The organism is Nocardia cyriacigeorgica (assembly GCF_010858045.1).
GTDB classification, from domain to species: Bacteria; Actinomycetota; Actinomycetes; order Mycobacteriales; family Mycobacteriaceae; genus Nocardia; species Nocardia cyriacigeorgica_E.
The window spans coordinates 171,162-194,380 of the sequence record NZ_JAAGVC010000006.1; the positions used below are offsets into that span (position 1 = coordinate 171,162).

The 23,219-nt window shown below is 68.8% G+C and carries 22 protein-coding genes; 11 read left to right on the plus strand and 11 right to left on the minus strand.

Annotated features, from left to right (window positions below):
* Positions 1–72: 72 nt before the first annotated feature.
* Positions 73–363, minus strand: a complete 291-nt coding sequence (locus GV790_RS08570) for a hypothetical protein (protein WP_171048237.1) — start codon at positions 361–363, stop codon at positions 73–75.
* 267 nt (positions 364–630) lie between these two features.
* On the minus strand, positions 631–1,281 hold the full coding sequence (locus GV790_RS08575; protein WP_163812305.1) for a TetR/AcrR family transcriptional regulator: 651 nt from the start codon (positions 1,279–1,281) through the stop codon (positions 631–633).
* Positions 1,282–1,434: 153 nt separating this feature from the next.
* On the opposite strand from GV790_RS08575, the gene GV790_RS08580 reads away from it, so the two are divergent.
* From GV790_RS08580 to GV790_RS08610, 7 genes are all read left to right on the plus strand, one after another.
* Positions 1,435–2,859 carry an NAD(P)/FAD-dependent oxidoreductase gene (locus GV790_RS08580; protein WP_163812307.1) on the plus strand — a complete coding sequence of 475 codons (1,425 nt, stop codon included), beginning with the start codon at positions 1,435–1,437 and terminating at the stop codon, positions 2,857–2,859.
* Positions 2,852–4,645 carry a hydroxysqualene dehydroxylase gene (locus GV790_RS08585; protein WP_163812309.1) on the plus strand — a complete coding sequence of 598 codons (1,794 nt, stop codon included), beginning with the start codon at positions 2,852–2,854 and terminating at the stop codon, positions 4,643–4,645. The genes GV790_RS08580 and GV790_RS08585 overlap by 8 nt, the downstream gene beginning before the upstream one ends.
* Before the next feature lie 296 nt (positions 4,646–4,941).
* Positions 4,942–5,910: an Acg family FMN-binding oxidoreductase gene (locus tag GV790_RS08590; protein WP_163812311.1), complete on the plus strand. Its 969-nt coding sequence runs from the start codon at positions 4,942–4,944 to the stop codon at positions 5,908–5,910.
* Positions 5,911–5,958: 48 nt separating this feature from the next.
* On the plus strand, positions 5,959–6,174 hold the full coding sequence (locus GV790_RS08595) for a dodecin (protein WP_163812313.1): 216 nt from the start codon (positions 5,959–5,961) through the stop codon (positions 6,172–6,174).
* A 265-nt stretch (positions 6,175–6,439) separates the two neighbouring features.
* Positions 6,440–7,003 carry an LGFP repeat-containing protein gene (locus GV790_RS08600; RefSeq protein ID WP_163812315.1) on the plus strand — a complete coding sequence of 188 codons (564 nt, stop codon included), beginning with the start codon at positions 6,440–6,442 and terminating at the stop codon, positions 7,001–7,003.
* Between the two features lie 655 nt (positions 7,004–7,658).
* On the plus strand, positions 7,659–8,387 hold the full coding sequence (locus tag GV790_RS08605; RefSeq protein ID WP_163812317.1) for a flavodoxin family protein: 729 nt from the start codon (positions 7,659–7,661) through the stop codon (positions 8,385–8,387).
* Between the two features lie 103 nt (positions 8,388–8,490).
* Positions 8,491–8,664, plus strand: coding sequence for a hypothetical protein (locus GV790_RS08610; RefSeq protein ID WP_163812319.1), 174 nt, complete (start codon positions 8,491–8,493; stop codon positions 8,662–8,664).
* A 130-nt stretch (positions 8,665–8,794) separates the two neighbouring features.
* Here the strand turns inward: GV790_RS08610 and GV790_RS08615 are convergent, their stop codons facing one another.
* Positions 8,795–9,136: a DUF5713 family protein gene (locus GV790_RS08615; protein ID WP_163812322.1), complete on the minus strand. Its 342-nt coding sequence runs from the start codon at positions 9,134–9,136 to the stop codon at positions 8,795–8,797.
* Positions 9,137–9,170: 34 nt separating this feature from the next.
* Between GV790_RS08615 and GV790_RS08620 the strand changes: the two genes are divergently transcribed.
* Entirely contained in the window at positions 9,171–9,341 is a 171-nt protein-coding gene (locus tag GV790_RS08620) for a hypothetical protein (protein WP_163812324.1), read from the plus strand.
* A 196-nt stretch (positions 9,342–9,537) separates the two neighbouring features.
* On the opposite strand, the gene GV790_RS08625 is transcribed toward GV790_RS08620, so the two are convergent.
* On the minus strand, positions 9,538–11,001 hold the full coding sequence (locus tag GV790_RS08625) for a glyceraldehyde-3-phosphate dehydrogenase (RefSeq protein ID WP_163812326.1): 1,464 nt from the start codon (positions 10,999–11,001) through the stop codon (positions 9,538–9,540).
* 122 nt (positions 11,002–11,123) lie between these two features.
* Entirely contained in the window at positions 11,124–11,750 is a 627-nt protein-coding gene (locus tag GV790_RS08630; RefSeq protein ID WP_163812329.1) for a TMEM198/TM7SF3 family protein, read from the minus strand.
* A 300-nt stretch (positions 11,751–12,050) separates the two neighbouring features.
* Between GV790_RS08630 and GV790_RS08635 the strand changes: the two genes are divergently transcribed.
* On the plus strand, positions 12,051–13,274 hold the full coding sequence (locus tag GV790_RS08635) for an oxygenase MpaB family protein (RefSeq protein ID WP_163812331.1): 1,224 nt from the start codon (positions 12,051–12,053) through the stop codon (positions 13,272–13,274).
* Between the two features lie 117 nt (positions 13,275–13,391).
* Entirely contained in the window at positions 13,392–13,541 is a 150-nt protein-coding gene (locus GV790_RS30525) for a hypothetical protein (RefSeq protein WP_175585831.1), read from the plus strand.
* Here GV790_RS30525 and GV790_RS08640 read toward each other — a convergent pair whose 3' ends face one another.
* The 4 genes from GV790_RS08640 to msrA form a co-directional block, all read right to left on the minus strand.
* A complete protein-coding gene (locus tag GV790_RS08640) occupies positions 13,542–15,185 on the minus strand; it encodes a hypothetical protein (protein ID WP_163812333.1) in 1,644 nt (547 codons plus the stop codon). It abuts the gene before it with no gap.
* Positions 15,182–16,987: a hypothetical protein gene (locus tag GV790_RS08645; protein ID WP_163812335.1), complete on the minus strand. Its 1,806-nt coding sequence runs from the start codon at positions 16,985–16,987 to the stop codon at positions 15,182–15,184. The genes GV790_RS08640 and GV790_RS08645 overlap by 4 nt, the downstream gene beginning before the upstream one ends.
* Before the next feature lies 1 nt (position 16,988).
* Positions 16,989–18,260 (minus strand): ABC transporter substrate-binding protein, encoded by a 1,272-nt coding sequence (locus GV790_RS08650; RefSeq protein ID WP_163812337.1) that lies wholly within the window; start codon positions 18,258–18,260, stop codon positions 16,989–16,991.
* Positions 18,261–18,633: 373 nt separating this feature from the next.
* Positions 18,634–19,149 (minus strand): peptide-methionine (S)-S-oxide reductase MsrA, encoded by a 516-nt coding sequence (gene msrA, locus GV790_RS08655; RefSeq protein WP_163812339.1) that lies wholly within the window; start codon positions 19,147–19,149, stop codon positions 18,634–18,636.
* A gap of 296 nt (positions 19,150–19,445) precedes the next feature.
* On the opposite strand from msrA, the gene GV790_RS08660 reads away from it, so the two are divergent.
* Positions 19,446–20,012: a hypothetical protein gene (locus GV790_RS08660; RefSeq protein ID WP_163812341.1), complete on the plus strand. Its 567-nt coding sequence runs from the start codon at positions 19,446–19,448 to the stop codon at positions 20,010–20,012.
* Positions 20,013–20,103: 91 nt separating this feature from the next.
* On the opposite strand, the gene GV790_RS08665 is transcribed toward GV790_RS08660, so the two are convergent.
* Both GV790_RS08665 and GV790_RS08670 read right to left on the minus strand, forming a co-directional pair.
* Positions 20,104–21,627 carry an alpha/beta hydrolase gene (locus GV790_RS08665; RefSeq protein WP_256673126.1) on the minus strand — a complete coding sequence of 508 codons (1,524 nt, stop codon included), beginning with the start codon at positions 21,625–21,627 and terminating at the stop codon, positions 20,104–20,106.
* A 166-nt stretch (positions 21,628–21,793) separates the two neighbouring features.
* Positions 21,794–23,218: an MFS transporter gene (locus tag GV790_RS08670; protein WP_175585835.1), complete on the minus strand. Its 1,425-nt coding sequence runs from the start codon at positions 23,216–23,218 to the stop codon at positions 21,794–21,796.
* Position 23,219 lies beyond the last annotated feature (1 nt).

Genomic DNA, 23,219 nt, shown 5'->3' on the forward strand with positions numbered 1-23,219 from the left:
ATCCATCGGCGGCGGTATGCGGGTGTCGGCAGGGTGGCGCGCCGCCACCCGCATACCGGCCCGTGATCGGCCTCAGGCGCCGATCACCGCGTTCATGATGGTGCCCGCGCTGGTGGCGACGACACCGCCGGCCATGGCGCCGGCCACCATCTTCGGCGATTGCAGCCCGCCGCCGCTCCACTTCTCCCAGGCGAATCGGCCGCCGCCGTAGGTGATCGCGGCGACGCCGGACAGCAGAACGAACCAGGTGAGGTACCGGGTCATCTGCATGATCTTGTCCGCCAACGGCGGTGCTTCCGGGGTGGGGTTGCCGATCTGTGCGACCACCGCGCCGTAGCTGTCGTGCAGCGCAACGAGAATCATGCTCACGTTCGTGCTCCTTTTCGGATGCTGAGTGATGCTGGAGATTTCCGTCTCAGGACTCCTGGCATCGCGGCATGTGCGGAAACGACCGACCGCGACGCCGCGGAATCATCTGCGGCTGACGATGCAGTCCGCCCGGTGCCCGATGTTCATCGGGGGCCGTGCCATGTCGTCTCCTAGTGCGCTCGTCGCTGGAAACACGCTGACCGGATCAATTGAACAGCACGCCTTCGCGATCCGAGGGAAGACACACGATCCAGCGGCGCGTCACGGCGTGGCGCGCGGCGCGTCGCCGTAGACGACGAGCCAGATCGCGCGTCCGAGCGAGTCGGCCAGGACGTCGTCGGAGATGCCGGTATCGGCGGAGAACGCGACCGCGATGGAGCGTTCCACCATGGAGGTCAGCACCACCGCGGTCGCCGTCGGGTCGACGGCGGAGCTGATCTTCCCGGCCCGGCGGTCGCTGTCGAGGCGGGCCCGGACCATCGCGGCGAAGGTAGCGACCCGCGAACGCCAATACGCGCCGACGTCACGGTCGTAGGCGGAAACCTCGGTCAGCGCCAGGAGCAAGTAGCGATGGGTGCGGAAGCCGGCGATCATGGCCCGGATCGCTTGCACCACACCGTCGACGCCGTCGCTGTGATCGGCGGTCCACCACTGTTCGGCGGCATCGAACAGATCGGTGGTGGCCAGGTCGGCCATCCGGATCAGCAACTGACTCTTGTCCGGAAAGTACCGGTAGAACGTCGATCTCGCCGATTGCGAGGCGGCGGCGATCTTCTGCACGGCCAGTTCGGTGTACGGGGTGCCGTCGGCGAGCAGCTCTTCGACGGCTGCCAGCACGCGCCGTTCGAATTCGGCGCGGCGATCGTCGGACGGCTTGCGGCCGCCGCGCGGGACGCGCGTCAGCGACGGCATCGGCTGCTGGCTCGCTCGGAGGGCTCCATGCGGCCATTGTGCCTCGGGGCGCGGATATCCGGCCGAAGCACCATCGCCCGTTGACAGCGGGGCGGCAGACGTTCACCATCAATCGGACATAGTGTCCGAGACGCGATGACCGAGGCGTGAGAAATGGCCGATTCCTCCAGTACTGCGGTCGAATACACCGATGTCATCGTGGTGGGCGCGCGCTGCGCGGGCTCCGCCGTCGCCATGACGATGGCCCGGATGGGGCGGCGCGTCATCGTCCTCGACAGTGCGCACTTCCCGTCCGACACGCTCTCGACCCATTTGCTCTGGCCGGGTGGACTCGCCGAGTTGCACGCGCTCGGCGTGCTCGAACAGGTCGAAGCACTCGGCGCGCCCCGGCTGACGTCGGCCTTCGCCGCGGGTGCCGGCTATCGGGTGCCCTCGGAATTCACCCCGGCCGGCGGAATCGACTACGCGATGTGCGTGCGCCGCACGGGGCTGGACGCGGTTCTGGTCGGCGCGGCGCGCACGGCCGGCGCCGACGTGCGCGAGCGCTGCCGGGTGGTGGAGCTGGTGTGGGAGCACGATCGATGTGCCGGGGTGCGGTATCGCGACCACGCGGACACGCTCGTCGAGCTGCGGGCCCCGCTGGTGATCGGCGCCGACGGCAGGCGTAGCACGGTGGCGCGGCTGTGCGGAGCACTCGAGCCGTTCCTGCACGCCCCGAGCGGCCGGGAATGCTATTACGCGTACTGGCGCGAGGACAGTTCATCGTGGCGTCACGTTGCCGCCCAGTGGCGTGCCGGACGCGACCTGGGCACGGCGTTTCCCTGCGACGACGGGCTGCTGCTGTCGCTGGTCCAGCCACCCGTCAGCGAGGAAACCGGCCTCGGACCCGGCCGCGCCGAACAGCGCTACCTCGAGGCGATCGCCCGGATTCCCGGCCTCGCCGAGCGGCTGCGCGAATGCGAGCGGGTGGGCCGGGTCCGGGCCGCCACCGGGATCGCCTCGTACTTCCGGCGCTCGAGTGGACCGGGCTGGGCATTGGCCGGGGACGCGGGACATTTCAAGGATCCGGTCACCGCCCAGGGCATTCGCGATGCGCTGCGCTACGGCCGATTGCTCGCCGACGCCGCTGCCCCGCTGCTCGAGCATCCGAAAGCCCTCGACCTCGCCATGTCGCACTGGGCCGATCGACGCCTTCGCGAGTGCCTGCCGATCTACCAGTGGACCAATCGGCTCGCCCGGGCAGAAGACATGCATCCCTTGGAGATCGAGCTCTATCGCACCGCTACCCGCGACCCGTCCCTGGCCGCCGCGGTGACCGGCATCTTCTCCCGCACCACCGAACCGGGCGCGGTGTTCACGCCGCGCCGGGCGGTCGGGCTGGCTGCCGGTGCGCTCCGGCACACGCCGACCGCCGCAGGCGCGGTGCTGGCCGACGTCACCCGTGAACTGCGCGAGGCGGCCGCCGACTGGCACGAGGCACGAACCGCGTTGCGCGCCAATCGTTACCGCGCCCCCGCACCTCCGCTCACACCCGCACCGATCGCTCACCCTTCCCGCGCTGGAGACGAAGATGTCTGAATCGCCATCGAATACGGCCCCGTCCTGGACCCGTCGCGATGTATTGCGCGGTGCCGTCGTCGCGGGAGCGGGAGCGGCGCTATCGCTCGGTGCGGCCACCTCTGGTGCGACCCCTGTCCGCCGCTCCCCCGGTGCACGCGGCAACCGCGATGTCGCGATCCTGGGCGGCGGGGTGGCCGGGCTGTCGGCCGCACACGAGCTCATCGAACGCGGCTACACGGTGACGGTGTACGAGCCGGCCTATCTCGGCGGTAAGGCCCGCAGTCTCGGCGTTCCCGGTACCGCCACCGACGGCAGGCTCGATCTGCCCGGCGAGCACGGCTTCCGTTTCTTCCCCGGCTGCTATCAGAATCTCCCGGACACCATGCGGCGCATACCGTTTCCCGGCAATCCGGACGGCGTGGCGGGAAATCTGGTGCGGGTCGAGGGCACCGTCGCCGGATTCCGCGGCAGGCCACCGGTGTTCCTTCCGGTCGAGCCGGCCGCGATCGGGCAGCTCACGCCGGAACTGTTGCAGAACACCCTCGTCACGGCCTTCGGCTTCATCCCCGAGCTGCCGCCCGCCGAGCTGGCGTTCTTCACCAAACAGATGATGATGTGGTTCACCTCGTCCACCGAACGGCGGTTCGGGCAGTGGGAGTACCTGACCTGGGAACAGATTCTGCGCGCGGACGGAAAATCACAGGCCTACCGCGATTACCTGGTGTCGGCGCTGACCCGCATCACCGTGGCCGCCAAACCGCATATGAGCTCGGCACGCACCATCGGCACCATCGGTGAGGCGCTGGTGCTGGCGGGCACCGGGCTGATCCCGCAATACGCGGCGGGAATCGACCGGATCCTCAATCGCCCGACCAATGAGGCGTGGATCGATCCGTGGGTCGCGTACCTGCGCGGGCGGGGCGTGCGGTTCGTGATGGATCAGCGCGCGACCGCGCTCGACCTCCAGGGCGGACGCATCACCGGTGCCACCGTCATCGATTCCGGCGGCGCCGCCACGCGGGTCGAGGCGGACTGGTACATCTGCGCGATGCCAGTGGAGCGAACGGTGCCGCTGCTGAGCCCGGCGATCCTGGCCGCAGATCCGCGGCTGGCGGGGATGGCCGAACTGGTGACCGACTGGATGGTCGGCATCCAGTACTACCTGACCCGGCCCACCGAGATCCCCGAAGGCCATATCGCCGCGCTCGGCTCGCCGTGGGCGATCACCGCGCTGCGTCAGGCACCGATGTGGGTCGGCGATTTCGCGCAGCGCTACGGTGACGGGCGCGCGGTCGAATGCCTGTCGGTCGACGTCTCCGACTGGGACACCCCCGGCATCCTCTTCGGCAAAACCGCCAAACAGTGCTCGAAGGACGAGATCGCCCGCGAGGTGTGGGCCCAGCTCGAGCAGTGGCTCAATACCGGCACCGGCTGGCTGCGGGCCGAGGACATCCACTCCTGGCACCTGGATCCGGGCATCAGCTGGTCCGGTGGCACCACCTACAACGAGACTCCACTGCTGGTCAACACCGTCGGCTCCTACCAGCATCGTCCCGACGCGCGCTGCGCCATCCCGAATCTGTTCTTCGGGGGCGACCATGTGCGCACCAACATCGACCTCGCCACCATGGAAGGTGCCAACGAGGCCGGGCGCGCGGCCGCCAACGCCATCCTCGACGCCGCCGACGACCCCGCGCCGCGAGCGGTCATCCACCCACTCGTCGACCTGCCGATCTTCGCGGCCGCCAAGCAGCTGGACGCGGACCGCTTCCGGGCGGGGTTGCCGCATGTGCTCGATGTCTGAGTTCCTCGGTCCAGGCCGGCGCCGTGCAGCACGACCCCGGTTCGAGCCGATCGAAACCTCACTATGAGCGAATTCATAGCCGAGCTGTCGATCGGTGTTCAGCGGTACCCAGAGTCATTCGGCGCCCGGCCCTTTCGCCTCCCATGGTCCGACCGCGGCGCTGTGCGCACCCTTCGGCCGACCGGGCGGCGGTCGCCCATGCGACGTCGTGAACTGGGAAAACGGCCTACCCTCGGGCGCTGACCCGATGACTACGGCCGCCCCGGGGACGCTCGCGGCCGGAAGGATACCCACCGATGCCCTGCTCGAGCCTCGATCTCCACACCGCCGATATCGCGCTGAACCTGGCGGTCCGCGCACCGTCGATCCACAACACCCAGCCGTGGCGGTGGCGGATCGGTCGCCGCGGGATCGATCTGTTCGCCGATACCAGCCGCGGACTCGGTGCCACCGACCCCCACCAGCGCGCGCTGGTCGTCAGCTGCGGCGTCGTGCTCCATCACCTGCGCGTGGCATTCGCCGCCTTGGGATGGGCGACGAGCGTCGAGCGCCGGCCGGATCCGCGGGACCCGGAGCATCTGGCCCATATCGACGTCACCCGCAGGCCGCCGAGCGACTCCGATATCGAGCTCGCCGCGGCCATCCTGATGCGGCAGACCGACCGGCGCCATTACCTGCACCGCCCCGTTCCGGCCAGGCTGATCCGCGCGCTCGCCCAGCGGGCGGCCGACTGTGGCGCCGTGGTCCGGCAGATCCCCGAACCGTGGCTGCCACGGCTGGCCGGGCCCATGCGCCGCGCCGCCGCCTCGCACGCCACGGATTCCGCCTACCAGGCGGAACTCGCCCGATGGAGCGGTGGCGAGCGCAGCACCGACGGCGTACCCGGCCGTAACGCCCCACCGCCCCGCGCCGCCGGCGAGATTCCGGTCCGCACCTTCGCCGATGCCACGCTGGCCGACTCGGCCGATCAGCCCGACGCCGCCGTGTGGCTGGTCGTCGGCACCGCTCGCGACGATCGGCGATCGCAGCTACGCGCCGGTGAGGCCACCAGCGCGGTATTGCTCACCGCGACCGATCTCGGCCTGGCCACCAGCTTGCAGACCGAACCGCTCGGCATGGCGGATCCCCGCCAGGAGATCCGAGCCGGCCTGCTGCACGACTGCGCCTATCCGCAAGCGATGGTCCGGGTGGGCTGGATGGCGCACACCGCCGCGCCGCTCACCTCGACGCCGCGACGGCCGGTCGCCGACGTGCTCGAGATCTGATCACCCAACTCTCCCGCGGCATCGTGTGACAGGTGCCACACTCTTCTCATGAGTGATCACGTCTATCGCGTTATCGAGGTGGTCGGTTCCTCTCCAGACGGCGTCGACGCCGCGATCGCCAATGCGGTCACCCGGGCCGGCGAGACCGTGCGCAATCTCGAATGGTTCGAGATGGTGAGCGTGCGCGGCCACATCGTCGACGGTGCCATCGCACACACCCAGGTCACGGTCAAGATCGGGTTCCGGATCGACCCACCGGACTGAGCCGGTCGGCTGGGATAGCGCCGCGCCGGTTCACGCGGCGAGACGACGGCCACGCTAACGGCTCCCGCCAGTGGGCCGATAGGGCTGGAGAGCATTCGGGGATGCCACACGTCCACATCTGCCGAAGGAGAACGTCCGTGCATCGCGGCGCCGCAGTCCGCGCCCTTCACCTGTGCCGACCGGCGCAGGGGCTGGTTTCGGGCCGCCGGCCACTGAGCACGGGCTCGCGACAACGACCGCGCACCAGCTGACCTAGGAGGCTCACTTGGCACGCCGAAAGATCACCGCCGCCACCGCCCTTGCCGCCACCGGCCTGGCCCTCACCACCGCGTTCGCCACCACCGCCGGCGCCCGCCCGATCGGCCCCTTCGACGTCGGCGGGGCCATCGAGGTCAAATACGACCAGGCCGGCGGCTACAACACCTTCGGCAATCCCATCACCCCGGAACTCGACGCCAACGGCGGAAAGTTCCAGGCCTTCGAACGCAACAACTCCATCTACTGGTCCCTCGGCACCGCCGCCCACCAGATCGGCGGCGCCATCCGCGACAAATGGGGCACCGTCGGCTGGGAGAACAGCCCCCTCGGCTTCCCCATCACCGACGAAGCCACCGCCAAGAACAACGGCCGCTTCAACCGCTTCAACGGCGGCGACATCTACTGGTCCCCCGCCACCGGCGCCCACATCATCTGGGGCTCCATCCGCGACACCTGGCTCGCCGCCGGCGCCGAAAACGGCCGCTACGGGTACCCGACCAGCGACGAATACGACCATCAGGGCGGTAAAGCGCAGGACTTCCAGGGTGGGCGCATCACCTGGAAGCCGTGAGGCGGACCAACAGTTCGCCCGGCCGGGTATGGGCTGGTGGTAAAGCTTCCGCCCAGCCGAAACTGCGCGTGTCGGTGATCGGACAGCGTTAGAGTCGACGAAGAACCGGGTCGGGGCCGACAGAACGGGATTGATCCGATGCAGTCCGCCGCACCACCTACAACCGTCCGCTCCCGACTTGCCGGAGCCGTCTTCGGTGCCGCCCTCATCGCGGCATCCGCCGGCGCTGCGACCGCCGCTCCCTTGGTGGATAGTGGCTCCGCCGGTGCCACCGCGACCCAGCAGGTCAATCTGAACGACTACTGCCAAGATCCCGGCGCGGTCGCTCAACTTGCGGACGGCAGAACGGTCTATTGCACGCGTGTCGCACAGACCGATGCCTACGTCTGGTCGCTGTCACGAAGTCTCATGCCACACGACCCCAACCTGCGCGACTACACCTGCGACGACTCGGGTTGCCATTTCCCTGACGGGTCAGACGTGCCGGGCTACAAGCGCTGCGGGCTGCTCTGCGGTGAGCCACCCACCTCCGGCGATGTCCAAAGCGGTCTCTACGACTGCGTGCAGTCCGGCGTGCCGTTCGAGGAATGCCAAGCCCGTAGGCCCCGCGGATAGTTCGAGGAGTGATCGGCTGCTTCGATGAAAGGAGCTGAGCATGGATCGGGTGGAAGGTGCGGTTTCCGACCGGTTCACCGGGCTGCGGGCGCTGTTCATCAACGCCACGCTCAAACCCTCCCCCGAGATCAGTAATACCGACGGGCTGATCGAGCGTTCGGCGGGGATCATGCGGCAGCACGGTGTGCACGTCGACGTCGTTCGAGCCGTCGACCACGACATCGCGACCGGGGTGTGGCCGGATATGACCGAGCACGGGTGGGCGCGGGATGCCTGGCCGGGGTTGTTCGAGCAGGTGATGGCGGCGCACATGCTTGTGCTGTGCGGGCCGATCTGGCTCGGTGACAACAGTTCGGTGATGAAACGGGTGGTCGAACGGCTCTACGCCTGTTCGAGCCTGCTCAACGAGGCCGGGCAGTACGCCTATTACGGCCGCGTCGGCGGGTGCCTGATCACCGGCAACGAGGACGGCATCAAGCACTGCGCGATGAACCTGCTCTACAGCCTGCAGCACCTCGGATACACCATCCCGCCGCAGGCCGACGCCGGCTGGATCGGCGAAGCCGGACCCGGGCCCTCCTACCTCGACCCGGGCTCCGGCGGCCCGGACAACGACTTCACCAACCGCAACCTGACCTTTATGACCTACAACCTCATGCACCTGGCCGCGATGCTCCGCGATGCCGGCGGGTTCCCCACCGAAGGCAACCGGCGCAGCGAATGGGACGCCGGCTGCCGCCCCGACTTCGCCAACCCTGAACATCGCTGAACGATCCAACCGACACGACGAGGAAACGCATGGCCCCGACACGCCCTACTTCGGGCTTGTCAGCGCGCTGCACGGGATCGGGCCGTGCTCGGTGGAGGTGGCGGTGAACTGGCGCAACCTCGATACCGGGGCCGCCGGGACCGTCCACCAGCAGATCTACGGCACCGGCGGCACCCAGATCCGCTTCGATCCGGGGCCGGGCCGGATCGTCGGAACACTCACCACGAACGCGCTACACAAGCCGGGTTCGTTCGAATTCCAGCGAACCGCAAAGTAATTCGGCCGCGAGGGGTGAGCGGCGACATCCGGGGCGAGCTGCCGCCGCTCCGCCCGGCCGAGTTCCGCCGGCTTCCGTCCCGGCGCACACGGTGGACACCTTCGCGCCCCGCGATAACCAGCCACTCGGTTCACCACTCGCGGGCGGCGATCAGCTCCGACAGGTCCGCCTCGTGGAAACCATAGGCGCGGGCGATGAACCAGAAGTCCTCGCCTATTTCTTCACGTGCCACAGTATCTAATCCGCTTCCCGCCGAGTCGAATTCGAGCTCGAGCGCATTGAAATCCTCCGTAGCAGCGTGGGTGAGGACGTACAGCGCCGAGAGGTCGGCGGGCTGCTCGACTTCGATGCGCTCGCACAGCCCGAGCAGGATCGCTTTACCTCGCTCCACCAGTCGGCTGGGATAGTAATCGTCCTCGTCGAGGAGACGAAGAAAATAGCGGGTGGCCACCTGCTGATTGGTGATCGGCATAACGTCCCATTCTCGGATTTCGACAAGGCAGTCGGTGCAGCGCGCCATCGAGCACCTCGCCGACGTGGTAGTGGTCTCCCATCTAGGCACGCTCCAGGCCCGCACTCCGTGGTGGGTGGTGACCGAGGCAGCCGAACTCATCACCCGCACGCAGCGGTATCCCCGATGGTCGATAGTCGCCGTGTCGGCCGAGCCGCAACTGTGATCGCGGTGGGATATGTCATCGCAGTAGGCCTTCCATTGGCCGTGCTGGTCCTGGCGGGAGCGCTGCCCGGTCCGTGGGGCAAGCAATGAGCTCTCGGCGTCACTATGACGAGGCCGCGAACGGCCGGTTCCGGGGAGCCGTGGAAGCCGGCATCCCCGGAACTCGGCCCGGATTTCGAGCGGACCGAAGCGGGCGCTCAGCCCGCGACGGCGGCGACCTCCTGTGCTACTTCGAGCTGCGGGTAGGTCGGGTATTCGATGCCCGAGATGTACTGCACCGTGCGCACCACCTGGCAGGAGTAGCCGAATTCGTTGTCGTACCAGACGTACAGAATCGCGGTGTCGCCTTCGACGATGGTGGCGTTGGCGTCGATGATGGAGGCCGCGCGGGAGCCGATGAAGTCGCTGGAGACGACGTCGGTGGCGGCGGTGTAGTCGAGGTTGCGGCTCAGCGGGCCGGACAGGGATACCCGGCGCATGTACTCGTTCACCTCGGCCTTGGTGGTCTCGCGCTCGAGGTGCAGGTTCAGGATCGCCATCGAGACGTCCGGGGTGGGGACGCGGATCGAGTTGCCGGTGATCTTGGCCTTGAAGTCGGGCATGGCCTTCGCGACGGCGGAGGCGGCGCCGGTCTCGGTGAGCACCAGGTTGAACGGCGCGGAGCGGCCGCGGCGGTCGGCGTTGTGGTAATTGTCCAGCAGGTTCTGGTCGTTGGTGAACGAATGCACCGTCTCCACGTGGCCGCGCAGGATGCCGAATTCGTCGTCCATCGCCTTCAACGGCGGCACGATCGCGTTGGTGGTGCACGAGGCGCAGGAGAAGATCTGCTGCGACAGGTCCAGGCTGCGGTGGTTGACGCCGTGCACGATATTCGGGACGTCACCCTTACCGGGCGCGGTCAGCACGACCTTCGCGATGCCGGGGCGCAGGTGCTTCGACAGGCCCTCGCGGTCGCGCCACTTGCCGGTGTTATCGATCAGGATCGCGTCGTTGATGCCGTACTCGGTGTAATCGACCGACGCCGGGTCATTGCTGTAGATGAACTTGATGACGTTGCCGTTGGCGATGATGGTGTCGTTGTCGGCGTCGACCTTGATGGTGCCGTTGAACTGGCCGTGCACCGAATCCCTTCGCAGCAGCGACGCACGCTTGACCAGGTCGTCGGCTCCGCCGCGGCGCACCACCACCGCGCGCAGATTCAGGCCGTTCCCGGAGCCCGCCTTCTCGATGAGCAGCCGGGCCACCAGCCGGCCGATGCGGCCGAAGCCGTAGAGCACGACGTCCCTCGGACCGTTCGATTGCACCTTGCCGTTGGTCACGTCGGCCAGGATGGCGGCGGTGAACTCGCGGATCGACAGGCCGCGATCGTCGGCGCGGTAGGCCATGATCAACTGGCCGAGGTCGATCTTGCACGGCCCCAGATCCAGCTCGGTGAGGGTCTGGAGGACGGGCAGCGTTTCGCCGACCGACAGCTCCTCGCCTTCGATCTGACGGGCGAACCGATGCGTGCGCAGGATGCTGATCACCGACTTGTTCACCAGCGATCGACTGTGCAGCAGGATCGTCACGCCCTTGTCTCGATACAACGTACCGATGATGGGGATCATCGCCTCTGCGGCTGCTTCCTGGCTGTTCCAGCGGTCGAGTTGTTCAGTCGTCAACGCAGATCCTCGGGGCTTGATCGAAAGGTTCGCCGCATAAATGCTAGTCAGGCCCGGTGGCATCACCGGAGCCGGATACCGCATTGTGAGATCCGCTGATGGCGCGCACCGAGGTACGGCCGTCAGCCGGCGGGCCAGCCTCCGTTGCGTCGGCGCATGTCGGCCTTGGCGTCGTCGTCGCCGGCGAGATGCTCGATGCCGAGCTTTTCGGCGAACAGGTGACGCTGGGTGATCCAGCCGAGCACCGACAGCCCGATCCAGGCCAGCGTGGAGGTGATCTGCTGCCAGCCGGGTTCGGGGCTGCGCAGGAATTCGAGCGAGTCGCTCATGCGGGCGACGCCGCTGAGGATCATGCTGGCGCCACCGATCGAGGTCAGCCACAGCAGGGCGCGGGCGCGGAACTTCTGCGCGAGGAACGCGCCTGCCACGCAGACCGCGAGCGCGACGATCATGCTCAGCGCCCAGTTCTTGTCGCCGGGTTGCAGCACCATCGCGAGCTTGGTGCCGATCATGGCGCCGGTGAGCCCACCGATGAAGTAGGCCGCGAACCGGAAGATCAGCGAGGTCACCACCCACGACGAGATCGCGCCGATCAGCGCGACCAGCAGCAACCACCAGAACGAGGCGTCGAACAGGTCGGCGATCATCCAGCCGAGCCCGAACCCGATCGCCAGGATCCCCAGATGGACCGAACGGATCCCGTAGAAGCACAGCAGTACGCCGACGACCGCGACCACGATGCCGTTCATCGGGCACCCCTTTCGACTGCCGGAACACCCACCTGGCGAGCAGGCGCAACGGCCGCTCACTGCACGCGATAGCGACGTTAGGAGCCGACGGCGGTGGACGGCTCACCCGCTGCGGGTGAAGTGCCGCCCGGCCCCGATGCTGCGAACCGGGCCAGACGCTGCTGACTCGAACCAGGCTTTGGTAGGGACTCTTGCCAAAACTTTCATTCTGGTAGAGACTCTTGCCAGAAGCTGCCAACGCGGGCTCCAGCCGATCCCTGGGGGTTCCCGCCGTGCGCGCCTACTCAAAGGAGAGTGACCATGGCTTCGACGATCCCCGGCCGGCACCCGGACGCGCCGCAGACCGTCCCCGGACTTGGGCTGGCCCCGTTCGCCCGCCTCCTCGGGCTGCGCAAGCCGACACCCGCTCAGTTCGATGAACTGGGTGCGGCGCTGACCATCGGTGACCAGCCGATGGACGAGCTGGTGGACTGGATGTACCGCGAGGGGATGGCGAACACCCGCCCACTGTTCGAGCGCGCGCTGCGGGAGGGCATCGCCGCCGTGCCGGAGGCTCCCGCGCCGCTGCGGGAGTTCTTCGAGTACGTCGAAGCCGTCCCCGATTGGGTCGACTGGCGAAAGATCCGGCACGCCGAACTCGTCTTCGGCCTCGGCGGCCGCGACGGGCTCTACGTCGCGCGCGACATGTCCTTCCTCGGCGGCTACCTCGCCTCGGGTTTCAACAAAACCCTGTTGCGCACGGGGGCTTTGGAGAAGGGGCCGGCCAAGCGGTTCGCCGAGACGACGCAGTGGGCGATGGACGTCACCTCGACCGACGGCATGCGGCCGCTCGGCCTCGGCTACCGGTCGACGATGCACGTGCGGATGATCCATTCGATGGTCCGCCGCCATATCGCGGCACAACCGGATTGGCGCGGCGAGGAATGGGGTCTGCCGATCAACCAGACCGATATGGCCGCCACGATCATCGGCGCGCTCATCGCTCCGATGATCGGCGCCATCGGCATGGGCGGGCTGGTGACCCCGCGTGACGCCGACGCCGTCGCGCACTTCACCCGCTACGTCGGCTGGGTGATGGGCGTGGAAGAACGCTTCCTGCCCAAGGATTTCCGCGACAGCGTCCGCATCCTGTACCACACGATGACGGCCATCACGAACCCCGACGAGACCTCGCCCCAGCTGGCGCTGCCGATGCGCGACGAACCGCTGGGCTGGCATTACGACCACCTCGCCGGACCGCGCCGGCGCATCGCCCGCTCGCAGCACCTGTCGATCGCCACCATGCTGCTGGGCCCCGACGCGATGAAGAAACTCGGCCTCCCCGCCTACACGTTGCCGTGGTACCCGATGCTGCGCGCGCCGATCAACCTCGCTCGCACAGCGTGGGCACGCGTCGTCCCCGGCCAATTCGCACGCTCGGCCGCGCGCGGACGTGCCGCGCAGATCGCCTTCATCCGCACACTCACCGGAGCCGAAACCGCCGTCGTCGGCGACTCCGCGCAGGCAATCCACCAGGCCGCCTGACGCGGCTGCCCGCACCGGGGTAGCGCAGTCACTGTGCTCGCCACGAAGCTCGTGGCTCGTGCGTGATCGAACTCGGTGGGAGTGGGTACTGCCAAGAAAACACCGAGGAGGATTCCCATGCCCCGACAGAACGACACCGACGACGCCGACGAGCCCGAGGGCGGACGCCCCGGTCCCACCGATCAGGGCCGCGACGGCGGCATGGCGACCCGCGAGGTGGCTCCGGAGATCGCCGAGACCGACGGTGCGCAGGAGCCGCCGGACTGATCACTCCCCCGGCACACTCTCCTCTAGTGCCAGTGGCCAGTGGCCGATGCTGGTCAGCGGCACGATGCCGTACTGCCTGATCGCCAGGTCGCGGTAGTGACCGGCGGTCGAGGCGCGAGGATCGAGCCGAAGCGCGTGGGCGAGCCAGCCGGTCGCCTCCTTCACGGCCGCGCGAGGCAGGCGGGCCGAGTCGGGTCCGAGGACGTCGTCGGCGCAGCGCGGGTCCACGATCACCGCCGCGGCAAGATGCTGGAGGCAGCGGGCGACGGCACGGTCGTCGCACAGCGCGCGGTTGGCGGTGAGCGAGAGCCGCCAGCACCGCAGCGCGCGGATCCCCTCGCCGCGCGCCCACCACACATGCCCGAGGATTTCGTGCATGTGCGCGCGGCCGCCCGGGTCGCGGCCTTGACTGGTCAGGGCCTCCGCCAGTTCGAGACGATCCTGCGCGTCGTCGAGCCTGCCCTGACACAACAGGACCACCCCGAGGTTGACGAGTGCGCATACCTCGCCGGGGATGTCTTCGCGCGGCAGCATCCACCAGACCCGTTCGAGGCGCTTGCGGGCCTGTTCGAGGTGCTCCGGGCCCGCCGCCGGGTCGGGGAGGTCGGCGAGGGCCGTTGCGTGTTCGCGGCGCGCGGCCAGATCGGCGTAGCGGCCGCCCTGGCCGTTGCGGGGTGTCCGTTCGGCCCGGCCCGCGCGCAGCCGCACCTGGGCGGCGTGCGCGCCGAAGGTGTCGAGTCCGGGCAGCCGGGCCACCGCCTCGGCCAGCGGCACGTCGTAGCCGCCGGTGCGCGCGTGCCATACGTCGAGGGCGTCGGTGATCCGGATCAGTCCGGGCGTCGCGCTGCGGGGCAGCCGCACGCCGAGCTCCGCGCAGCCGAGCACCAACCGCCGCAGGAATGGTTCTTCCACCTCGAACCAGCGGCGCGCTGCGGCGGCGAAGCGCAGCGTGCCGAGGCCGATCGCCCATCGTTCGGCCTGGTCGGCGTGGTGGCGAGCCAGTGCGGTGATCGCGGCCTGCCACTGCACCTGCGCCCGTACCTCGGCCATCGCATCGGGCGGCGGCACCGCGACGACGCGATACTGCTGCACTCCGGCGTTCTCGACGCATCCCTGGCGCTCGAGTTCGGCTAGCAGCAGCGGCGCGCCGGTGTAGGCGGGCTCGCCCGCGTCGGGAATGCGCGTGGGTGCGTCCAGGATCGCGGTCAGCACATCGAGCAGGGCAGCGGCGGTGTATTCGTGCACCGGCAGCGCGCCGAGCACCCTCGCCTCGACGCCCGAGCCATGGTGAACCGTCAGCGGGCGAGGTGCACACGTATGCACGCCGACCGGGGTCTCGGCATCGTCGAATTGCGCCAGTAGTTCGAGTTCTCGTGCGGTGTACGGGCTTTCGCGCAGTCTGCGCTGTTCGGCCGACAACCAGCGAATCACCAGCACCACGACGACGGTCACGCCGATCACCAGCAGCGCCACCGAGATCAGCAGTCCCACACCGCGTTCGAGGAACAGACTGGACACGATATTGATGACCAGTCCGAGCAGGATAGCGCCGGCCAGCGCGCCGCCGCCGAACCGCAGGCGGATCCCGGTGGACGGCACCGCACGCACTACCGGGGATCGCGGCCGCGGCGTCTGATCGGTCACCGCAGCACTCCTCCGGTGAGCGCCGGCACCAGGAATCGCCGCCAGGTGGCCAGCAACAGCGTGACCGGCACGATCGCGAAAACCAGTGATCCGGCCGCCAGTTGCGGCAGATTCTCCTCGAAGTGGCGGGCCTCGCCCCACAGCAGCAGCGACCACGGGCTCACCCCGGCCCCGCTGATCATCAGGCTGACGAAGAAGTCGTTCCACACCTGAACGAATTCCAGCACCGCGGCGGCGACTACCGCGCCGCCGACCCCGGCCCACAAACGCCGCGCCACCGCCCCGGGGCGAGCCAGCCCGTGGATCGCGGCCGTGCGCGGATTCTCGGCGGCGGCCCGTAACGCACCGCGCAGGATCAGCACGGTGACCGGGATACCGGCCGCGGCGTGGACCAGCATCAACGGATACTGCGTCCCCGAGAACCCGAGCGCCCCACTCACCTGGTCGATCGGCCCCAGATACATCTGGGCGGGCAGCACGGCCAGCACCACCAGCCCGGTGATGGCGATCCGGAACCGCCAGCTGCCCGGCGCGGTGGTCGACAGCCAGCGCGCCACCGGCAGCGCCGCCGAAACCGCAAGCACGGTGGCAACGGTCGCGACCAGGGTTGTCAGGCCGAGCGTCGACGGCAGACCGGCCTCCCAGACCCGGCCGAGCGCGGGCCAGCCGTGGCCACCCGGACGACGCGTCGACACCCACAGCAGCATGAGCAGCGGCGTCGCGAACACCGCGGCAACCAGCACCGCGAACACCGTGGTCGGCCACGCCGTGCGTGGCACGCCGTACGGCTCATGCGGGTTCGGGCGCAATGGCAGGCGAATTTCCCTGGCGCCGCCCGCCTTCCACAGCGCGAACGCGCACATGCCGACCAGGACCGCCAACGGCACCGAATACATCGCCGCCTCGGCGGCGGTGCTCTCCCCCGTCACCAACCGCCACCAGCGCACGGTCGCGCTGTCGCGCTGGTACTGATAGGAGGCCGGAACGCCGATGAGAATCACGTCGAAAACCCGCGCCGCGGCGACCACCACGGCGATCCCGGTGACCAGCAGCACCGGTTGCATCAGCCTCAGCAGCCGCCACATCAGCACCGCGGGCCGGAACGCGGTGGTGGGACCGGTGAGGTAACCCCAGCGCACCGAGTCCGCTTCGATCGCGCGCAGCGCCGCCGAGAAGATGCCTGCGAGAAAACCGAACCAGGTCCACCAGAAGGCGAACAACGGCATCCATCGGTACCCCGTGCGGAAGGTGCCGACGTCGCCGACGGGCACCGCCTGGTCGAACATCACCCGGAATGCCAGACCCGAGACGAACGCGGCGATGCCGAACGGCACCACCAGCGGCAGCCACACCCAGCGCACTCCGCGCCCGAACCACGCCGCGGCCAGCGCCAGCGCCATCAACACCAGCCCGGCCGCCACGAACAGCAGCGTGCGCGCATACACCCCGAGCTCGTCGGCATTCGCGATGCGGCAGAACAGCAACGGACCCGGCGCGAGCACTACGGCATACACGGTCCACATGAGTGCCCGCGGCTGCGGACGCACCGCCTTCCGCAGCACGAACACCGCGGCGACCCCGCAGGCGAGCACAGCCAGCGGCACACCCACTCGCGGCCCGGCGGTCGCCACCGTCCACGCCGAGGCGACCACCAACAGCACCTGCAGCAGCACCGCGGGCACGAGCTGGGCTCGTTCCCACCCACGCCAGGGATGCCTGCCGCCGATCAGCGCGCCACGCATCCGCCGCGTCGCGAGCTCGAGCCGCACACCGTTGCTGGAGAAACCGGGGATGGTGTTCATCTCACCGCCCGGTGAGAGCGAGGACGGCCTGGTTGACCGCGCGGACGACGTGGGCGCGGTCCGCGTCGACGGCGATCAGGTACTCGGTCAGTACCCGCCACAATTCATGGCGGCCGCCGGCCGGGCCGAATCGGTCGGGCAGTTCGAAGACCACCTCGCCGCGCAGCCGCTGGGCCGACATCCGCAGGAACGGCGAATAGGCGGCATCGGTGGCCAGATTCGGGGCGAGGAACCCGTGAAACGAGTTGATCCACTGCAACGGCGCCGCGGGCGCGGCCAGCGCGACGAGCACCCGCTCGGCCCGCTCATCGGCGGCCCGGTTCAGCACGAGCGCGTCGCCGCCGAAGATCAGTGGCGCGGGACCGTCGGCCTCGACCGCGGGAAAACCCGTGACACCGACGACGTCGTACGGATTGCGACCCGAGGCCGCGACGGCCTTGCGCACCACCGGCTCGGCGAAATCCGGCGCCACCACCATCACCGCCCGGCGCCGTTCGAACACCTCCCGCACCGCATCGGAGAACTGCATGGTGAGTGCCGTGCCGATGCCGCCGGGATAGGCCGATTCGTGCACCGACCAGGTGCCGAGCCGGTGCAGAGCCGCGCGCACCGCGTCGCGTTCCCAGACCGCGTCCGGGCCTGCGTCCGCGAGCGCGATGTAGGTGTCCGGAGATTCGGCGTACAGCAGGTTTTCGAACAGGTCGGTCAATGCCCAGCCGTCTCCCGCCGATAACGCGAGCAAATGCATGTCCTTGCCGGCGAGGAACTCGATGCGGGTGAGCCAGTCCTCCAGGGTCCACCGGGCCGGATCGCCGAGCTCGTAGTCGCGCGCCGATTCCCGGTCGTACCAGACCAGCGATTTGTCCGCGGCCTTGAACGGCACACCGTAGGGGCGTCCGTCGTGGTAGAGCAGCCCCCGCCACACCGCGGGGTAACGCGGCTCCAGCGCCTCATCCGCCCACAGGGACTCGGGCACATCCCGTAGCGCACCCCGGGCCGCCAGCTCACGCACGCGCCCGGCCAGCGGCAACATCACCAACTCCGGCGCCGAACGCCCACCGGTCAACGCCGTACCGATCTCATCACCGAGCGGAATCACATCCACCGAGCCCGACAAGCCCAGCGCCTCCAGCACCCGCCGGAACGCCGCCAGCTCCGACCCGCTCCACGCCACCGCGATCCGCACCGCCCCCGGCGTCCCAAGCACACCGTCGCCACACGCCGCCAGCGGCGCCACCAGCGCCGCATGCAACACCGTCCTACGGGTCAGCATCGCCCCCCAGTCCCAGCCGTCATCTCCGCGTGAGCACGGCCTATTATGCTAGGCGACAGGGTATTTCGCCGCGGATTGCCCGGCTTCGACCCGATCGGCCGTTGGCATCACGCTCGGCACGGACGTTCGGCAGCGAACCTCTCGACGCCACTGCGACCCAGGTTCACGCAACGAAATTCGGGCACCGAAGCCCGGCGTCTGGTAGCGGCTCCTTGCCGTGGACTTGCCGCACCGACGCCTACTCCCCCCCATCGCAGCGGGCACCTCGGTCCCCGGCCGACCAGCCACGGGACAGCAATGCGGAATGCGCGTGCCCGGCGGAACGGCAAGCGATGGCAACGCCGACGGCCTGCCACCGCGATACAACCGAGAGTTACTGCCTCGCCGTGCTGCGCTTGGGCAGCTTCCAGCCCGGACGGGGGAAGTGGCAGGTGTAGCCGTCGGGGAAGCGCTCGAGGTAGTCCTGGTGCTCCGGCTCGGCCTCCCAGAACTCGCGAGCCGGGGACACCTCGGTGACCACCTTGCCCGGCCAGAGGCCCGAGTCCTCGACGTCGGCGATGGTGTCCAGCGCGGTGCGCCGCTGGTCCTCGTCGAGGTAGAAGATCTCCGACCGGTAGCTGGTGCCGATGTCGTTGCCCTGGCGGTTCTTGGTCGTCGGGTCGTGGATCTGGAAGAAGAATTCCAGCAGGGCGCGGTAGTCGGTCCGATCCGGGTCGTAGACGATCTCCACCGCCTCGGCGTGGCCCGGGTGATTGCGGTAGGTCGGGTGGTCGTTGCTGCCGCCGGTGTAGCCGACCCGCGTCGACAGCACCCCCGGCTGCTTGCGAATCAGGTCCTGCATCCCCCAGAAGCATCCGCCGGCCAAAATCGCCTTCCGTGGATTGCTCACACCGTCTCCTTCACTGCTTCCGGATAGCGCCGTCCGCGCCTCTGGTCGACCAGTAGAACGTGGTGGCGGGCGCAGGATATTCCACGATAGTCCCGGTCCTCGGCGTCGAGCGAGGTGGCCGTGGTGCCAAGACACCGCTGCGCAGTGCGCCCGATCCGCTCCGAGTATTCGGCCGCCAGCTATCTATGAGCGAATACCCTTGCAGCGCAATACCTTATCGATCACAATGAACGAAGCCTTCGGCGCAGAGGGGACGTGTCGGCCGTCGTGCCGCATCGGACTAAGTGGGGATTCAGATGAGATTCAAGCGTTTCACCGCCACCGCCTTCCTGACCATCGGGGTACTGGGCGCTTCCGCGGGTGTCGTGCACGCCCACCCGGCAGCACCGGCCCCCGACGCCATCGCGGTACACGGCACCGAACAGGGCATCGGCTACACCGCAGCACCCACCGCCGACGGCACCGGCGTGTCGGCCACCGTCGCCCAGGGCGGCTTCGCGCTCACCGCGGACGGAAAGGCCGTCACCCTCGCCGATGGCACCGGCCGAGTGGTCGCCACCCTTCCGATGGCCTTCGTCGCCGACGGCCACAAGTTCGGCCTCGCGCCGCAGATCAGCGACGCGGGCCGCACCCTCACCCTCACCCCCGTCGGCGCCCCGGCCACCACCACCGACCGCCTCGCCTCCTTCGTCGACGACGATGCCGCCACCCTCGCTCGCAAGCAGCACAACGCGGGCGTCGGCGCACTCATCGGCGCCGGAATCGGCGCGGTCCTCGGCTTCTTCCTCGGCGGAGTCGGCGCCTTGGTCACCGTGCCGATCGGCGCGGGCATCGGCGCGCTCATCGGGTTCTCGACGCCGTAATCGAGAGATTTCCGACGACGCGGTTGCTCGTGTCGGCCCGCGGTAGGAGGTGGACGCCGCGGGCCGTCGCACTCGGTGCGCCGACTGCCGCTCAAGCGGTGAACGGCCGATGAGCGGCCGGGCATCCAGCAGCGGGAAGTTCCAGCTCGATCAGATACCGCTCCTGGGCAGCGCGCACGCACGGGCTGGTCGGGTCGTGCCCATACCCGGGAATCACCATCAGGTGTGCGTTGCCGAGTGCGTGCTGTGCGCGTTGGGCAGCAGGCAGCGGGGTGGCAGGATCGAAACGGTTGTTGATCAGCAGCGCGGGCGTTCTGGTGCGCAACGTCCACGGTCCGAGATAACGCTGCGGGTAGCCCGACTCGGGTGCGGGCCAGGCAGCGCAAGCCTGGAGCGGATACAGCCAGTAGCCGCCGAAAGTGGGTGCGGTGCGGTCGAGTTCGCGCCCGAGTTCCGGCCAGCGGTCCGGATCGCGCGGCAGTGAGTTGTCGGCACAACTGATCGCGACGTAGGACTCGAGGAAGTCGTAGTCGAACGGCGCCGACGCCAGAATCGCGCGGGCAGCGGCCGGATCGCCGAGCGCTGCCCGTTCGAGCTCGGACAGTAGCCGGGCCAGTGCGGACCAGCCCTGATCGGGATCGTAGAGCAGAGCCGCGTGCACCAGCATCAGATCGTGGTAGCTGAACGGCAGCGCCTCGGCGCCCGACCCGATCACGATCGGAGCCCGTTCGAGCGATGCGAGCAGCGTAGTGTGCCGCTGACGGAGATTCCCGCCGGCGAACGCGCAGGCGCCGGGCGCGGCGGTCTCGCACAATCGCAGGAATTCGGTGAGCACTTCCTCGGTGCCGGTGGCAGCGTCACCGAGGGCGGTGACGCTGTCGTTGGTATACCGCTGGGGGTCGATCATGGAACCGAGCTGCAAGGCGCGCACCCGGTCGGGGAACAGCGCGCCGTACACCTGGCCCAGGTAGCTGGCGTAGGAGTAACCGACGTAGGTCATCTGCGGCTCGCCGACCGCGCGACGCAACAGTTCCAGATCGCGCGCCGCGTCGACGGTGGTCAGGTACGGAAGCATCGCACCGCTGTGCTCGGCGCACCCGGCGGCCAGTTGCCGAGCCGCCGCCGCAGCCGCCCTGTCCTGCTCACCGTTCACCGGTGGAATGCGCAGGCCATCCCAGAACTGTTGTTGCGCGGCATCGTCGGCGAAACATCGCACCTGTCCGCTGCGCCCGATGCCCCGCTGATCGAAGGTCACGACATCGAAGCGTCGCGCGATCTCACCCGACAGAATCTCGGTGTCGCGGGCCCAGTCGTATCCCGAGCCGCCCGGCCCACCGACCGCCGCGAAAACCGTCCCGATGCGCTGCTCCGGATCGGCGGCGGGCTGCCGGACCAGCGCCAACGACACCGTTCGCCCCTGCGGCCGCGCGTAGTCCACCGGCACCCGCACCCGAGCGCACTGATGGCCGTCGAGCCCCGGCTCCGCACACGCATCCCACCTCAGCTCCGGCGTGGGCACGGCGTCGGCCTCCGCGGCCAAGCGGGCCACCATCGCCGACGCCTGATCGACGCGCTCTCCGGTGGCCGCGCATCCCGCGACGGTCACCGTGAACATCACCGCAAGAACAACTCTCGCCCACCGCATCACCTGATGATCCGCGACCTCCCTCGGCCGAGCATCCTCCTTTGGTGCGACATCCAGGGTGCGAATTTCGGGGTTGACAGCCGCGAGAACAGCCCGGTCGACGCCTGAGCGGGTTACGACACTCGGGGACCGGCACTCACTCGGTCTCCCTGCGGTCCCCGGGCTCCGGCATGGCGAGTGTCAGCAATCCGATACCCATGGCCACCACCGCGATAGCCGCCATCATCGTGATGGTGCCGGCGACGGTGTGCGAACCGAAGAACAGTGTGGTCAGCACCGCGAGACCGACGGCGTTGCCGATCTGTTCGATGGTGGGCAGCACACCGGAAGCTTCCGCCATCCGGTCGGCGTCCAAGCCGGACAGCATGATCGGTTGGAGTTGCACGCCGAAAACGCCGACGCCGAACCCCGAGGCGAACACCGGCCCGGCCCAGAGCAGCGCGTTGATCTCGCCCCCGCTGAGGTGGAGGTAGATCGCGCCCGCGGTCATGCAGCCGCCGAACAGGGCGATGCCTGCGGCGAGAACGCGGATTCCCCAGCGCTGCACCAGGATCAGCGAGCCGATCGCACCGGCGCCCGCGCCGAGGGCGAACAGGGTCATCACCAGGCCGGTGCGCCACGGCGAATAGCCGAGCACATCCTGCATGGTGATGGAGGCGGCGAAGACGAAGGCGGTGAACAGGCCGAAGAAGGCGCACACCAGGATCGAGCCGATGCGGAAGCCCTGGTCGTCGAAGAGCTCGAGGCGAACCAGCCTGCTCGCGCCGCGCACCGCCTGCCTGCGTTGATGGGCGAGGAATACCGCTGCGAGGGCGAGCCCGGCCGCACCCACCGCGATCAGCTCCGGGTTCCAGCCGTGCTCCTGGATCTGGGCGAGGGCGAAGATCAGCGCGAACAAGCCGGCCGTCGACAGCACCACACCGCCGAGATCGAGCCGGTCGCGGCCCTCCGGCCGGCCCATCCGCAGGTACCGCCAGGCCAGCACGAAGGCGAGAACGCCGATCGGCAGGTTGATCAGGAACACCGACCGCCACCCCCAGCCACCGATATCGAGGGTGATCAGCGCACCACCGACGATCGGGCCGAGCATTCCGGCGAAACCAGCGACGCCGCCATAGAGCGCGAAGACCAGTGGATGACGTTCGCGTGGAAAGCTCGCGGTCAGAATCGCAATGGTCTGTGCCGCCATCCCCGCGCCCGCCGCGCCCTGGATGACGCGGGCGAGCACCAACTCCGTCGCACCGGTCGCCAGCCCACACCACAGCGATGCGGCGGTGAAGGCGACCACCGAGGCCAGGAACATCACCCGCCTGCCCACCATGGCGCCGATCCGGGCGGCGGTGAGCAGCGTGCAGGCGAAGGCCAGCGAATACCCCGAGATCACCAGCAGCTGTGCCGACCGGGAGGCGCCCAGATCGGCGGTCAGCTCGGGCAGCGCGGTGTTGACGATCGTCACGTCGATCATCTGCATGAACACCGCGATCAGGCAGCCGGCGAAGGCCAGCCAGGCCGGCAGTTCGCCGCTGACCTTCTCCCGCAGCGTCGCCAGATCCGGCACCATC

Bases quoted from the DNA above. Each gene is read 5' to 3' on its own strand.
- GV790_RS08570 (WP_171048237.1), bottom strand. From the start codon at position 363: ATGATTCTCGTTGCGCTGCACGACAGCTACGGCGCGGTGGTCGCACAG.
- GV790_RS08575 (WP_163812305.1), bottom strand. From the start codon at position 1,281: ATGCCGTCGCTGACGCGCGTCCCGCGCGGCGGCCGCAAGCCGTCCGAC.
- GV790_RS08580 (WP_163812307.1), top strand. From the start codon at position 1,435: ATGGCCGATTCCTCCAGTACTGCGGTCGAATACACCGATGTCATCGTG.
- GV790_RS08585 (WP_163812309.1), top strand. From the start codon at position 2,852: ATGTCTGAATCGCCATCGAATACGGCCCCGTCCTGGACCCGTCGCGAT.
- GV790_RS08590 (WP_163812311.1), top strand. From the start codon at position 4,942: ATGCCCTGCTCGAGCCTCGATCTCCACACCGCCGATATCGCGCTGAAC.
- GV790_RS08595 (WP_163812313.1), top strand. From the start codon at position 5,959: ATGAGTGATCACGTCTATCGCGTTATCGAGGTGGTCGGTTCCTCTCCA.
- GV790_RS08605 (WP_163812317.1), top strand. From the start codon at position 7,659: ATGGATCGGGTGGAAGGTGCGGTTTCCGACCGGTTCACCGGGCTGCGG.
- GV790_RS08615 (WP_163812322.1), bottom strand. From the start codon at position 9,136: ATGCCGATCACCAATCAGCAGGTGGCCACCCGCTATTTTCTTCGTCTC.
- GV790_RS08630 (WP_163812329.1), bottom strand. From the start codon at position 11,750: ATGAACGGCATCGTGGTCGCGGTCGTCGGCGTACTGCTGTGCTTCTAC.
- GV790_RS08635 (WP_163812331.1), top strand. From the start codon at position 12,051: ATGGCTTCGACGATCCCCGGCCGGCACCCGGACGCGCCGCAGACCGTC.
- GV790_RS30525 (WP_175585831.1), top strand. From the start codon at position 13,392: ATGCCCCGACAGAACGACACCGACGACGCCGACGAGCCCGAGGGCGGA.
- GV790_RS08645 (WP_163812335.1), bottom strand. From the start codon at position 16,987: ATGAACACCATCCCCGGTTTCTCCAGCAACGGTGTGCGGCTCGAGCTC.
- GV790_RS08650 (WP_163812337.1), bottom strand. From the start codon at position 18,260: ATGCTGACCCGTAGGACGGTGTTGCATGCGGCGCTGGTGGCGCCGCTG.
- GV790_RS08660 (WP_163812341.1), top strand. From the start codon at position 19,446: ATGAGATTCAAGCGTTTCACCGCCACCGCCTTCCTGACCATCGGGGTA.
- GV790_RS08665 (WP_256673126.1), bottom strand. From the start codon at position 21,627: ATGTTCACGGTGACCGTCGCGGGATGCGCGGCCACCGGAGAGCGCGTC.
- GV790_RS08670 (WP_175585835.1), bottom strand. From the start codon at position 23,218: ATGGTGCCGGATCTGGCGACGCTGCGGGAGAAGGTCAGCGGCGAACTG.